13 protein-coding genes and 1 pseudogene are annotated in these 12773 nt (G+C 43.4%); 9 read left to right on the plus strand and 5 right to left on the minus strand.

Annotation, left to right across the window (positions count from 1 at the left end):
* Positions 1 to 102 precede the first annotated feature (102 nt).
* Positions 103 to 558, plus strand: a complete 456-nt coding sequence (locus tag BCV39_RS19815; protein WP_017106082.1) for an Lrp/AsnC family transcriptional regulator — start codon at positions 103 to 105, stop codon at positions 556 to 558.
* Positions 559 to 591: 33 nt separating this feature from the next.
* Here BCV39_RS19815 and BCV39_RS19820 read toward each other — a convergent pair whose 3' ends face one another.
* Complete coding sequence (locus BCV39_RS19820; protein ID WP_102431297.1) at positions 592 to 1062, minus strand: hypothetical protein; 471 nt, start codon at positions 1060 to 1062, stop codon at positions 592 to 594.
* A gap of 208 nt (positions 1063 to 1270) precedes the next feature.
* On the opposite strand from BCV39_RS19820, the gene BCV39_RS19825 reads away from it, so the two are divergent.
* Entirely contained in the window at positions 1271 to 3745 is a 2475-nt protein-coding gene (locus BCV39_RS19825; RefSeq protein ID WP_102431298.1) for an ATP-binding protein, read from the plus strand.
* A gap of 210 nt (positions 3746 to 3955) precedes the next feature.
* Positions 3956 to 4816 carry an endo alpha-1,4 polygalactosaminidase gene (locus BCV39_RS19830; protein ID WP_102431299.1) on the plus strand — a complete coding sequence of 287 codons (861 nt, stop codon included), beginning with the start codon at positions 3956 to 3958 and terminating at the stop codon, positions 4814 to 4816.
* 370 nt (positions 4817 to 5186) lie between these two features.
* On the opposite strand, the pseudogene BCV39_RS19835 reads toward BCV39_RS19830, so the two are convergent.
* A pseudogene (locus BCV39_RS19835) lies at positions 5187 to 5525 on the minus strand (cytosolic protein).
* Positions 5526 to 5696: 171 nt separating this feature from the next.
* Between BCV39_RS19835 and folK the strand changes: the two are divergent.
* From folK to folM, 4 genes are all read left to right on the plus strand, one after another.
* Positions 5697 to 6194, plus strand: a complete 498-nt coding sequence (gene folK / locus BCV39_RS19840) for a 2-amino-4-hydroxy-6-hydroxymethyldihydropteridine diphosphokinase (RefSeq protein ID WP_102431300.1) — start codon at positions 5697 to 5699, stop codon at positions 6192 to 6194.
* Between the two features lie 127 nt (positions 6195 to 6321).
* Complete coding sequence (gene folX / locus BCV39_RS19845; protein ID WP_048664833.1) at positions 6322 to 6693, plus strand: dihydroneopterin triphosphate 2'-epimerase; 372 nt, start codon at positions 6322 to 6324, stop codon at positions 6691 to 6693.
* Positions 6694 to 6711: 18 nt separating this feature from the next.
* Positions 6712 to 7350: a GTP cyclohydrolase I FolE gene (gene folE / locus BCV39_RS19850; protein WP_102431301.1), complete on the plus strand. Its 639-nt coding sequence runs from the start codon at positions 6712 to 6714 to the stop codon at positions 7348 to 7350.
* Positions 7347 to 8063: a dihydromonapterin reductase gene (gene folM / locus BCV39_RS19855; RefSeq protein ID WP_102431302.1), complete on the plus strand. Its 717-nt coding sequence runs from the start codon at positions 7347 to 7349 to the stop codon at positions 8061 to 8063. The genes folE and folM overlap by 4 nt, the downstream gene beginning before the upstream one ends.
* Before the next feature lie 88 nt (positions 8064 to 8151).
* Here the strand turns inward: folM and BCV39_RS19860 are convergent, their stop codons facing one another.
* From BCV39_RS19860 to BCV39_RS19870, 3 genes are all read right to left on the minus strand, one after another.
* Complete coding sequence (locus tag BCV39_RS19860; protein ID WP_102431303.1) at positions 8152 to 8520, minus strand: hypothetical protein; 369 nt, start codon at positions 8518 to 8520, stop codon at positions 8152 to 8154.
* A gap of 15 nt (positions 8521 to 8535) precedes the next feature.
* Entirely contained in the window at positions 8536 to 9408 is an 873-nt protein-coding gene (locus tag BCV39_RS19865) for a patatin-like phospholipase family protein (protein ID WP_102431304.1), read from the minus strand.
* A gap of 83 nt (positions 9409 to 9491) precedes the next feature.
* Positions 9492 to 9830, minus strand: coding sequence for a hypothetical protein (locus BCV39_RS19870; RefSeq protein ID WP_004734781.1), 339 nt, complete (start codon positions 9828 to 9830; stop codon positions 9492 to 9494).
* Between the two features lie 508 nt (positions 9831 to 10338).
* Between BCV39_RS19870 and BCV39_RS19875 the strand changes: the two genes are divergently transcribed.
* Together BCV39_RS19875 and BCV39_RS19880 are read left to right on the plus strand one after the other, a co-directional pair.
* The gene (locus tag BCV39_RS19875; RefSeq protein ID WP_102431305.1) at positions 10339 to 11847 is read left to right on the plus strand and encodes a DUF3360 domain-containing protein; all 1509 of its coding nucleotides are present in this window, start codon (positions 10339 to 10341) and stop codon (positions 11845 to 11847) included.
* A 466-nt stretch (positions 11848 to 12313) separates the two neighbouring features.
* Positions 12314 to 12694, plus strand: a complete 381-nt coding sequence (locus tag BCV39_RS19880) for a hypothetical protein (protein ID WP_102431306.1) — start codon at positions 12314 to 12316, stop codon at positions 12692 to 12694.
* Positions 12695 to 12773 lie beyond the last annotated feature (79 nt).

Raw genomic sequence — 12773 nt, forward strand, 5'->3', positions numbered from 1 at the left:
TTTAGTTTTGTGCAGATGTTAAAAATTGCTATTTGCGAAGTAAGACATACACTTTGAGCAATAATATTGCCAAACTGAATTCAATATTGATGGATTATGCCAATGGATGAGATCGACAAGAAAATACTGGCTGAACTGCAAAACAACGCTCGGCTGACGAATCAAGAGTTGGCCGATCGAGTGGCACTTTCTCCCTCCCCTTGTTTGCGCCGAGTTCGCTCATTAGAGAAGCAAGGGATTATTCGCGGTTATCACGCCTGTATCGATCAAGAAGCGTGCGGCCTGCCCGTGAATGTGTTTGTGTTGGTGAAGCTTGAAAAGCCTACCGAAGAGAACATGCGAGACTTTGAACAGCACATTGAAGCAATTGATGAAGTGTTAGAGTGTTTTTTAATGACAGGTAATCACGACTACCTATTGCATGTGGTGAGCGAGTCTCTCAAAAGCTACGAGCAATTCATCCGCAAGCAGTTAACTCGCCTACCCAATATTGCTTCAATTGAATCTAGCTTCGCGTTTGGGCAGGTAAAGACAAAAACAAAATTACCTGTAAGGTGAGTAAATCCGCGTTAAACCAAACTCAGAGACCATTTAGCCGTTTATTTGTGCTATTGCCACAAGTTGCGCCACTTTAAGATCTATTTGTTCTACAACCCCTCTTACAAACTGGGTCCTTTCGCTCCCTGACAGCTCTAGGGCGGCCGCCAGATTTGGGATAGCCCAATGGAGCCTATGGGGTACGTGAGAGCAAACCACGTTGACGCATCCGACAAATAAGTTGCACTGCTCGTTGCTCGATTGGTCACAAAGCGTAATCACGTAATCGAATCTTTCATTGGTCTTTTTGAATTCAAATACTGTCTTACTCTCGCCAATTATTGCAACGTCAAGCATGTTAGACAACTCATCTAAGAGAACTTGGGGGGTTGGTCCTGACTCAAAACCACAGCAGCTAGCGTGTATCATCCCATTAGATTGCAGCTCAACCATCGCTTTAGCGATAGCCGCTCTTACACCTTTCTTCACGCACACAAACAGAACTTTGACGGGAGTGGCATCCATACTTTAATGACCCTTTTTGTATTGGTTTTCTATATTAAACATAGATATTTAAGGAAGTTTTGCAATAACTCGGCTAATCAAAGGCAATAAGAATGAGGCCAGTCATCGCCCAGTCTATTCGACAAAAAGGATAAACAAGATCGTAAACAAGATATCTATCCTATATTTTTTATATAACTCCGAAAAATAACATGGAAGTCATTTAAGCATGACCAAGCTATCTTCAATTAGCCCCAAAGTGTTGCTTGTACTCTTTCTCTTGCTTACGTCTTTGACCTACGGCGGCATTTCACTTTATGTAATCTCTAATCACAGCCAATCGACAGTCAAACAACTGCAAAGCGGTAACAGTAGCTTTGAGCTTGAGTCTGCCAAAATTTTTATGGAAAAGTATCTCGAGGTTGCAGAAGACCGCATTGTTTTAGCTTCGCAATACCAAGGGGTCATCGACGCAGTGTCTGTCTCAAATATAGAACGGCTCTCATTTCACCTTGAGCGATTCAAAGGGCAGAACCAATCAATGCAATTTGCCGTGCGAGACCGCACCGGTCAGCTGTTGTTTGAAGATACATTTCGTCATCCCGCATCAAAGCAAGAGCAAGCTATCTTTGGCGCGATAGCGAATCAGGAAGTCGATGATCGTATCCTTTACCTTTTGCATGATGATACCAACCACATTTGTCTCAAGCTATTTATGCCGTTACTTCAAGGCCGTGATTTCGTAGGCGTTCTATATGGTGAAACCGCTGTCGATTATGATGATTTCTTTGGCTCGTTTGTCACGAAACGAGAGCGTTGGTACGAGCTTAGTCAAATAAGCTCACCGATCGCATCTCTTATTGAAGAAGATGACTCACATGGCCATCATTCACACATACCAATTAAAAATAAATACAGTGAAGAAGACTGGCTATTGACTAAAACGGCTTTAACGAAAGGTGATTTAGTATTAACTCAAGGGGTAAGCCGCTCTTTTGTCACCAATCAGCTGTTAAGCTTACAGAAGGAACTGTTAAATGGGCTTTTGATTGTCTTAGCACTCAGTTCAATTTTAGTGTTTTTTATCGGGCAAAAATTGTTCGTTAATCCCCACAAAGAATTGGCAGGCTCCAAAAAGCTCCTTGAGGAATCCAACAAACGATTAGCAGAGCAAGAACGTGAAAGTCATCTTCTTGCCACCGTAGTCAAGACAGCCAGAGATGGCGTTGTGATAACCGATAATAAGGGGCGTATAGAGTGGGTAAACAGTGCTTTTGAACGAATGACAGGTTATCGCTTAGACTCCATCAAAGGGTTAAGGCCAGGCTCATTTCTACAAGGTGAAGAGACTTCTGTTAGCACAGCAAATCGAATAGGTTCTGCGATTCAACAGGGGAACCAAGTTAAAGCGGAAATATTGAATTACGCGATCGACAAAACGCCCTATTGGATTGATATTGATATTGTACCTTTACGCAACGTTAAAGGTGAAGTTGAACGCTTCATTGCCATTGAACGTGATATCACAGAATTTAAGCAGCTTGAAAAAGAATTAGAAGAACAGGCAAACAATGCACGCCAGGCAAATGATGCAAAATCACTATTCTTGGCGACAATGAGCCATGAAATTAGAACTCCAATGAATGGCTTACTGGGTATTCTACAGATGTTGGTTGAAGACTTGGAAAAAGCTGAGCAAAGGGAAGTTCTTCAGTTAGCACTCGACTCAGGCGAGCACTTAATTGCCATCCTTAACGATATTTTAGACTTAGCCAAAATTGAGAATGACAGTTTAGAAATTGATCCACATTCATTCAAAATGTGCGACATCACTAACCCCGTATTAAACACTTATCAAACCTTATGTTCAGAAAAAGGGATTGAGTTTTCTTTGCTAGATAACAGCAATACCTCCTCTGTCTACAACGGTGATTCAGTTCGGATCCGACAAGTCATTCTAAATTTAGTTGGGAACGCATTGAAGTTTACAGCAAGTGGTTCGATTACTGTCAGTATCACCCCCCTGGAATACTCTGCGGTGGAGTTTACGGTCGAAGACACAGGCATCGGCATCCCAGCAGAAAGACTGAGCTCAATCTTTAATGAATTTGAGCAAGCAGATGTCTCAACAACTCGGCATTATGGTGGGACCGGACTTGGGTTGGCAATTTGCCATAAACTTGTGACCTTGATGAACGGCAAACTTACTGTACAAAGCGAACTTGGTACAGGAAGCAAGTTCAGCTTTGTCATAAACCTACCATCAATTAAGGCCGAAGATGATAAGCATCCAATAACAGAGCAAGTCGATCTGTCTCCATTTAAGATTCTTGTGACGGATGACAATAAAATGAACCTTATTATCGCCAAAGGATTCTTGGATAAATTAAACGTAGAGTGCGTTACCTGTAATAGTGGTTTTGAGGCTTTAACACACTTAGAATCAGGTGGTTTCAACCTATTCATTATTGATAACCATATGCCGGAAATGAATGGTTTGGAAACAGTTCGAAAAATACGACAAGCTGGACATGATGACCTTGTTATCTTTGGCTGGACTGCCGATATCATGCAAACATCAACTCTAGCTTTTATTGAGGCAGGTGCAAATGAAGTGTTAACGAAACCACTGATTAAGTCAGACTTAGTTGAGGCACTTTCTCGTTACCTCAACCAAATAAAACCCATAGATAGAGCAAGCTAGCCGTCGTTTGCTCTGTATTATTGATGTAATATAAACAGCACTACCTTTTAGCTAAATTTCATAGTCGCTAACTCTCTAACCCACCAACCTCTTTCTCGTGGAGGTTTATCAATAATCTTTCTTGGTAACAAATCACCCAATAGAAAAACAATTATTGATGCAGATTGATTTGTAAAATACATTCATCAAACCAATCAAATGGAGGTAATCGTGAAATACTTATTAAGTACTCTTCTTTGTGCTGTCATTCTTTCTGGCTGTAATTCGAGTGATGGTGGAGAACAGTCTAATCATACAAACTCTCGAGTTATTCTTGAACCGAATGTAGCCCCTATTACAACCGGTTCTTGGTACCGCCCGCCTGTTTCAGTCACGTGGCAATGGCAGCTAGAAGGCAATTTAAACACCTCTTACTCTGTCGCTCTCTATGATGTAGACCTTTTTGATACGAGAAATACGACAATACAAAATTTACAACAATCAGGAATAAAAGTGGTGTGTTATTTTTCAGCAGGCTCTTATGAGGATTATCGAGATGATAGAGAACTCTTCTTGCCAAACACGCTTGGAAACACACTTGATGGCTGGGACAACGAACGCTGGCTTGATATTCGTTCGGCTAACGTTCATTCAATCATGAAAAAACGTCTGGATATTGCCAAGAACAAAGGTTGTGATGGTGTTGAACCTGATAATATGGATGGGTACACCAACAACTCTGGGTTCAATCTGACTTCTCAAGATCAGCTCGCGTACAATCGATTTATTGCAAACGAGGCGCATAAAAGAGGCCTTGCGGTCGGATTAAAGAATGACCTTGACCAAATAAGTGAACTGGTCGAGTACTTTGACTTTGCTGTTAACGAACAATGTTTTGAGTACAACGAATGTGATGCACTGCTGCCCTTTATTAATCAAGGAAAACCCGTTTTAACAGCGGAGTACTTAGATAAGTATGTGAACAACCCCAATGAGAGAGCAGCAATATGCCAAGAATCTAGGGACAACCTATTTAGCACCCTAATCTTACCTTTGGATTTAAACGACAGTTTTAGGTTTAGCTGTTTGTAATGCGCGCGTAATCCTAAAAATAACTGTACCGAAACTATCTAGAGCGGTTTAACTATCATATATAGCGACTAGAGAAAAAATGTGTGCATTATAGAGTTTGCTATTGTCCAAAATCTTGAGCCCAGAACCAAAAGGTATTGCCTTATTTCTTACTCGCCACAAGAACAAGGGCATCGAGAGTGCGAGGCTTAAGTTTTATTCATCGAATAATTACAGATCCCCTACTTCACCGCTTCCATTGATGCTGTTTTGTACAGTTTAGCATTGGTACATAGCCTCATTCCTCAAGGTAGTAAACAATTAATTACCTTGGCAAAGGTTGGTAGGTTGAAAAGGAAAGTAAGGTAACTCATAACTCACTGAATCACTCTCAGTCCATACGGGTAATGAAGGTTTGTTCGTCATCGACAAATGCCACATAGTCGCCGTGATAAATAAACACCCGACCTCGCCCTTCAACGATACACGCAAGCTGTGGGTTCAAATCTTCTTCAAGATCTTTACTTTGATACGTACCGGTATCGGTGATCACACCGCGGAGTGTAGGTAAAAATCCATAGCTGCGCTTGGCTTGATCAATCAGGCTCAATTCACTAGCGGTCGAGAATCAAGAGGGGATTGGACCAGCATCTTCGATAAACATAGTTTTCAGTTCTTCAAAAGCTGTAATTACCAGCCAGTCGATGCCGTTAACATGATGGATAAACATTGTTTATAAATACCTAGATTCTCGATAATTCTAATGCGGAGATTCTATCACTATCAGAGGCGATTTGCGGCAGAACCCTATTTTCTTTTATCTTCCTGTTTTTAAGAGGATGCAAAGCTGATCTTCATCGCGAGTTGGACGTATAGGTTTCTTAAACAAAAAGGAAATACTATGGCCAACGTTTACGCCAGCATCGGAAGCAACATTAACCGCGAACACCACGTCACAGAATCTCTCAAAGCATTGAATGACCGCTTTGCACCCCTGCATATTTCTAAATTCTACGATTGCGAGCCTGTCGGTTTCGAGGGGGACAACTTCCTAAACCTTGTCGTTGGGTTTGAATGTGACCTCCCTGTCGCCGAACTGGTTCAGGTTCTACATAAAATCGAAGCAGAGAATGATCGTAAGCGTCAAACCAAAACCTATGCTTCACGCACGATGGACATCGACATCCTCCTTTATGGTAATCAAGTGGGCGTTATCGATGGCGTAGAGCTGCCTAGAGGCGAAATCACCGAATACGCATTTGTACTTAGGCCGTTAGTTGATGTTGCCGCGCAAGAACGCCACCCTACTCTAGACATCTCGTTTCAGCAGCTCTGGGAAAGCTTCGATCAATTGAGCCAGAAAACCGAACCCATCCCGTTCGAGCTAAGTTTCACTTAGCCCGCACATGACTGGAAAAAGAATGACTGCAACAGGAACGACTTAACTCTTAATCGCGTGAGCTTTACTGATCTTTTCTTAAAACAAGCACGTAACTGACTTCACTTTCTAAGGATTGGACACTGTTATGAATCACAACGCCATTATCACCATTACAAACCTGAGACTCAGAACCTTCATCGGTTTCAACGAAGAAGAAAAATCTAAGCAGCAAGACATCGTCATCAATGCAGAAATCCATTATCCCGCCAACAATCTATGTCTTTCTGATGACGTGGACAATGCGCTTAACTACAAAAACATCTGCAAGAAGATTATCCAACACGTCGAATCAGGAAGGTTTCTGCTTTTAGAAAAGTTAACCAGCGACGTACTCGGTATTTGTATCGATCATCCATGGGTACGATACGCCCAAGTGAGAATTGACAAGCCTCATGCTCTTCGCTTCGCTGATTCCGTTTCGCTCACCCTGAGCTATGAAGCAGAACTCGAAAACTAATTAATAAGGAGCGACTCAATGCTAAACACAGAAGCCGAAAAAGTAAGAGAAGCTTTACTCGCTAAAGGACTTGAAACCCCAATGACAGCGAGCGAAATGAACCCCGACCAAAAGTACAACCGCATTAAAGGGCTGTTAACTGAAGTGGTCAGTACGCTTGGGCTCGATTTAACTGATGATAGCCTTGCTGAAACGCCCCATCGTATTGCAAAGATGTACGTACATGAGATCTTCTCAGGGCTCGATTACAATAACTTCCCAAAAATCAGCGTTATAGATAACAAAATGTCCGTTGATGAAATGGTTAAGGTGTCGGACATAGATCTAACTTCGACGTGCGAACATCACTTCATTACCATCGATGGTTTAGCGGAAGTGGCCTACATCCCTGAAAACAAGATTCTGGGGCTGTCTAAAATCAACCGTATTGTTCGATTCTTCGCCCAGCGCCCTCAAGTGCAAGAACGCCTTACTCAGCAAATCCTAGTCGCGATACAGACTCTAGTCGAAACAGAAAATGTGGCCGTGACGATTAAAGCCACTCACTATTGCGTTAAATCTAGAGGCGTCATGGATGCAAACTCTGAAACCTCAACAACCGCTCTCGGTGGAATTTTCAAAACTAACCCTCAAACCAGAGCTGAGTTTTTACGATGAGTGAAACGATACTGATAACCGGCATTGGAAAGCGACTCGGATTTGCACTGGCGCAGCAACTTTTAGCGGATGGATACAACGTGGTTGGCACCTACCGCAGCGACTATCCTCAACTGCAACAGTTGCGCGACAGTGGAGCCGACTTGCAGCAAGTAGACTTTTATCAACAGAGCAGCCTAGAGGGTTTTCTTGATTATGTTGGTCAAGAATATAAGACACTCAGAGCCGTCATACACAACGCTTCAGACTGGAAGCCTGAGAACAAGACAAACCCCAGTGACAATGCATCACAAATCATGCACCAAATGATGACGATCCACGCTACCGTGCCTTATCTGTTCAATTTAACACTCAAAGACCAACTGATGTCTGGCGATAAAACTTCAGACATCATCCACATCAGTGATTACGTTGCAGAAAAAGGCAGTAAAAAACACATCGCTTACGCGGCCAGCAAAGCGGCACTCAACAACCTGACGCTGTCTTTTTCAGCAATGCTGGCTCCCAAGGTCAAAGTAAATACTCTCTCTCCAGCCATGATTAAGTTCAATGAACATGACGATGAGGCATACAAAACCAAAGCTCTGAAGAAAGCTCTGATTCCCACAGAAGCTGGCTTTGAGGAAATAATAGATGGCATCAAGTTTGTGTTGGCTAGCCACTACATGACAGGAAGAACTTTGCACCTTGATGGCGGCAGACATTTGAAGTGATGCTCTTACATTGTCTGCTACCTAAAACGGCTGCAATATAGAGAATGCTGTTAACTAGAAACCGCTATAACCTAGAAACTGCTATAACCTAGAAACTGCTATAAGAATGAGGAAGGCGATTTTCTTCATCCCAGCCGGACAACTCAATATTGATCAATGAGTTGCGCTTCTCATTACAAAGTGAAGCAATATTGATGATAGGCAACTGGCTACGAAACTGTGCGGCAAGGATAACCTTTTTACTTTCACTCAGGCTGTCTCGGCATTGCGCCAAAACCGCTTCAGTATCTAGCTGATGTGCGTTCTCGATAACCTGAATATCAGCGTTCTCTTGATAGCACTCTATCAGCCAAGATACGGCAGCTTCTTCTGAGCTAGTGAGTACGATGACATCTTTTGTTGCCATAAGCTCGTGGAGTTCAAGCTCTTTTAGTTCAGTTTCCATAAATACTCTCATTCAGCAGCAAATACATTAAAGTCGATTGCCCAATTTAGCCTGTGCCAAATGGTAGCCTCTATCTATCATCTCTTGTGAGCGATCAAACTCTAAGGTGCCACAGGCATTACGAGGGATCTCAAGCGTAATATCGGCGGGATAAGCGGCCAGTTTTTGGCGAGCAATGGTCGATTGCATCGCATCAAACGCTTGGTTGGCAATGTCGTAGGCAGCAAAATTGAAGCTCATTTTACTTTTTACACTGCTACCGAGATTATCGATAAAGTGAACAACCTTCTCATGCAGGTTACTCTCTTTTGTTGGTAGGGAAACCGGTATCACTTCCTGTTGAAGCATCTCAGGTTCACCACCTAAGTTCACAGCCAGAGTAAAGTCTGTCTTATCACTAAAGGTAGGCGCAATCGGTACGGGATTGAGCACTCCTCCATCAATCAGCACTTCACCATTAATGACATGTGGAGTGAAGAACAGTGGCAAAGAGATGGAGGCGCGAATGGCGTCAAACAGAGAACCGGATTGCAGCCAAACCTCTTTTTCTTCGGCGACGTTGGCAGCAACTGCGGTATAAGGGATAGGCAGATCTTCAATTGAAATCTCGCCGATCAGCCCACGCAGCGTTTCGATGATCTTGTCCCCTTTGAAGATGCCACTCGATTGCCATGAAAAGTCCAACATCATAGCCATATCCGATTGGTCGATACTGGTGACCCACTCTTCAAATTCATCCAACTTACCCGCCGCGTAGACACCACCGATAAGTGCGCCAATTGAGCAGCCAGAGATGGATTTTATCTGATAGCCATGCTCGATTAACCAACGGATGATTCCAACATGAACCAAGCCTCTTGCGCCACCACTGCCAAGTACCAATGAGACCGTTTTTGCCATCGTATTAATCCTTTAGTTTTTAATTCTAGGGGAGCTAACTCGCCGATTGACCAATTCGCAGATCTCAACTCACTGAGTCACTATCAGTCCATACGGGTAATGAAGGTTTGCTCGTCATCCACAAAAGCCACATAGTCGCCGTGATAGATAAACACCCGACCACGCCCTTCCACTATACACGCGAGCTGTGGGTTCAAATCTTCTTCAAGATTTTCACTTTGATACGTGCCGGTATCAGTGATCACACCGCGGAGTTTAGGCAAAAATCCATAGCTGCGCTTGGCTTGATCAATCAGGCTCAATTCACTGGTGGTAGAGAAGTAAGCTGGGATGGGACCAGCATCTTCGATAAACATCGGTTTCAGTTCTTCAAAAGCTGTAATCACCAGCCAGTCGATGCCGTTTACGTGATGGATAAACATTGTTTATAAATACCTAGTTTCTCGATAATTCTGATGCGGAGATTCTAACACTATCAGGGGCCAAACGTAGGAGAAATTGAGCTACTAGAGGCAATCCCTACCCCTGCTTATTACCCAATATATCCAACATAAAACCGGACCAGATGTCACTATCAAATCACACCAGAACGTAACCAAGCATGCAGCCAAACGTAAGTCGTTGGACTTTTTTCTGGGCCTTTAAAGTCGAACCATTTGTTGTTGAAAGTCACTTTGTTATTCCTGAAATTAAGAACCTACCAATAAACAGACACATACTACCTACAGGGTCTAATACTAGTCGTCCGATTCTACGACTAATGTCTAACCGACTGAGTCTATTTGTTTTTTTTGGTTTGGTATAAGGTACTAACAACTAAATGTTAATGAATTTTTAATGATAGGTTGACGCATTGTTTACACTTCATGCCGTGAGTCAACAACGTTTGTTGGAATAACACACCTCAGAGTGTGAACGAAAGGAATCAAAATGAGCAGTACTTTAGAGTCCGTAAATATACCAAGAGAAAAGCCTCAAACCATTGAGAACGAGCTCTCCTATGAACAACAACACAAACCAAGTTCAGAGTTTGAATCCCGAGAACAGTATCTAGAGCACGAATTACAAATCATGTCGCCTAAGCGCTGGCGTCCAAATTTACCGTTTAAAGATTACCGATTTGAGATAGAAGACACCATCCCAGCCATGGCCGCGACCATTGGTAAAGTGGTTATGGTGGGCGCGATTGCTGCCACCTTTGCTGGGGCTCTCGGATTAAATGAAGACTTCATTCTAGAAAACGTTCGTTATGAACTCCTCATCGCCTCTGTTTTCATTATTATTTTCTCTGGCTTCCTGTTGCCGACCGCGAATCTCGCAGGTACACACGGCCCACTCATCCCGTTAATTCCAATTGTGGTTGCAGCAGGCGGACACCCTATGGCGTTTGGGTTATTGATTGGCGCTTTTGGCCTCATCTTAGCCATCAGTAAAGGTGGCAGCATGTTGGCTAACCTCACCAGTAAAGGTGTGTGTGGCGGCTTGTTGCTCTACCTCGGCTTTGTTGGAACCGCTTCTCAAGTGAAAAAGCTGTTCGCTTGGGCTGAAGGAATTGGCATGAGCCACATTGCTTTTGTCGTGATCTTTTGCACCATTATTTTGTACGCATTATTGGAACATTTCCGTAAGCGTTGGCTAGCTGTACCTCTTAGCTGCTTGCTAGGCGGTACGATTGCATTTGCCATGGGTGCCCCATTCGTTTTCCACACTGAGCCAGGCTTACCTAACATGAACCCTATGTATTGGTGGGGAGAAGATACAGGTTGGATGTTAGGCCTACCAACGATTGAGCACTTCATGGTGGTATTGCCGTTTGCAATTTTGGCTGTCGCTATGTGGTCTCCAGATTTCTTAGGGCATCAAGTATTCCAAAAGATCAGCTACCCAGAGCGTACCGAGAAAGTACACATGAACATCGACGACACCATGACCACGGCTTCAATTCGTCAAACGTTCGGTTCTCTGCTCGGTGGTACTAACTTTACTTCTTCATGGGGTACTTACATCGTACCGGCGGCGATTGCTAAACGCCCTATTCCTGCTGGCGCGCTGCTCACAGCTCTGTTCTGTATCATCGCCGCAGTTTGGGGTTACCCGATGGATTTAGCTATCTGGCAACCTGTACTGTGTGTGGCGCTGATTGTTGGGGTATTTGTTCCATTGCTAGAAGCTGGCATGGAAATGACGCGTGAAGGAAAAACCACACAGTCGGCCGCGATTGTTGTATTTTCTTCAGCGCTCGTTAACCCTGCATTTGGTTGGGCTCTCACCATGCTGTTGGATAACTTAGGCTTAGTCGGTTGTAAAGAACGCAGCAGTGAACTGAGTAAAATGAGCCGCTGGGTATTGCCTGGCACTATGTTCATTGTGCTAAGTGGCGTAATGGCATTGGTTGGCCTTCTACCGGGAATTCCAGCAATTATCCCGAGTTTTCGCTAGGCTCGATTAATATTTAGTTTTAGTCGGAACACAAAAAGGCCTCGCAATCGCGAGGCCTTGTTTTATCTATCAAACAGTTACAGCTATTCTATATCAACTACAGCGTCCTACTTCACTGACCTAATCGCTTTCATCAACGTTGCGTGAACGATTCTAGTAAACCAAATCCTCCCCCTCAAATACAGTTCACCGATCTCTTTAAACATACGATCGAGGGGGAGAATATTCTTTGTCGCTGAACATATAGCAGCACTTGTCACGATCGGTATTCAGTTCCTCCCCTTTCCCGTTACCAACAAGAGATTGGAGATGTAAACCAAGGGGAGGTTAGGAGGGGATTATCGGTCAAGCCTCATATGCATCTGATTCACAAGCAATAACGCAATTTGTTACAATGCCCGTAATTAAAGGGTGGTCTTATTTCGCTATACTCCGCCTCCTAATTCCAGAAACAGACTTAACCCCAATGAATATCTTTAAAGCCTTAGCTCTTTCTATCACGCTATTTTTAGTTGGCTGTGCATCTGGTTCAGCAATATTAGTCGGACAAGCCAGAGAACCAATTACACCTCAAGAAGTTACTCTTTATCTTGAAGCGCCTGAGAACTATGAAAAAATAGCTTTAGTTGATGCATCTAGTGATGCAGGTATGACTAAACAAGGCTCCATCGACTATGCAATCGAAGAGTTAAAAAATCAGGCGGCTAAATTAGGAGCTAATGGGGTCTTACTGCAAGCGACAGGAAGCAACAACTCTGTAGTATTGGGAGGTGTCGGCACAGACTACCAGTACTTAATCCCTGTTTCAGAACAAACGGTGAATGGAATAGCTATCTACACAGAGTAGTTAATATTGTCCAAGTTAGTTGCCTCGTAAGCACAAACAAAAAGGCCTCGCACACGCGAGTAATGCCAGTCAGTTAAGC

It is taken from the genome of Vibrio sp. 10N.286.55.E10 (genome assembly GCF_002872555.1).
Taxonomy (GTDB): Bacteria; Pseudomonadota; Gammaproteobacteria; order Enterobacterales; family Vibrionaceae; genus Vibrio; species Vibrio crassostreae.

Bases quoted from the DNA above. Each gene is read 5' to 3' on its own strand.
- BCV39_RS19815 (WP_017106082.1), top strand. From the start codon at position 103: ATGGATGAGATCGACAAGAAAATACTGGCTGAACTGCAAAACAACGCT.
- BCV39_RS19820 (WP_102431297.1), bottom strand. From the start codon at position 1,062: ATGGATGCCACTCCCGTCAAAGTTCTGTTTGTGTGCGTGAAGAAAGGT.
- BCV39_RS19825 (WP_102431298.1), top strand. From the start codon at position 1,271: ATGACCAAGCTATCTTCAATTAGCCCCAAAGTGTTGCTTGTACTCTTT.
- folK (WP_102431300.1), top strand. From the start codon at position 5,697: ATGGCCAACGTTTACGCCAGCATCGGAAGCAACATTAACCGCGAACAC.
- folX (WP_048664833.1), top strand. From the start codon at position 6,322: ATGAATCACAACGCCATTATCACCATTACAAACCTGAGACTCAGAACC.
- folE (WP_102431301.1), top strand. From the start codon at position 6,712: ATGCTAAACACAGAAGCCGAAAAAGTAAGAGAAGCTTTACTCGCTAAA.
- folM (WP_102431302.1), top strand. From the start codon at position 7,347: ATGAGTGAAACGATACTGATAACCGGCATTGGAAAGCGACTCGGATTT.
- BCV39_RS19860 (WP_102431303.1), bottom strand. From the start codon at position 8,520: ATGAGAGTATTTATGGAAACTGAACTAAAAGAGCTTGAACTCCACGAG.
- BCV39_RS19865 (WP_102431304.1), bottom strand. From the start codon at position 9,408: ATGGCAAAAACGGTCTCATTGGTACTTGGCAGTGGTGGCGCAAGAGGC.
- BCV39_RS19870 (WP_004734781.1), bottom strand. From the start codon at position 9,830: ATGTTTATCCATCACGTAAACGGCATCGACTGGCTGGTGATTACAGCT.
- BCV39_RS19875 (WP_102431305.1), top strand. From the start codon at position 10,339: ATGAGCAGTACTTTAGAGTCCGTAAATATACCAAGAGAAAAGCCTCAA.
- BCV39_RS19880 (WP_102431306.1), top strand. From the start codon at position 12,314: ATGAATATCTTTAAAGCCTTAGCTCTTTCTATCACGCTATTTTTAGTT.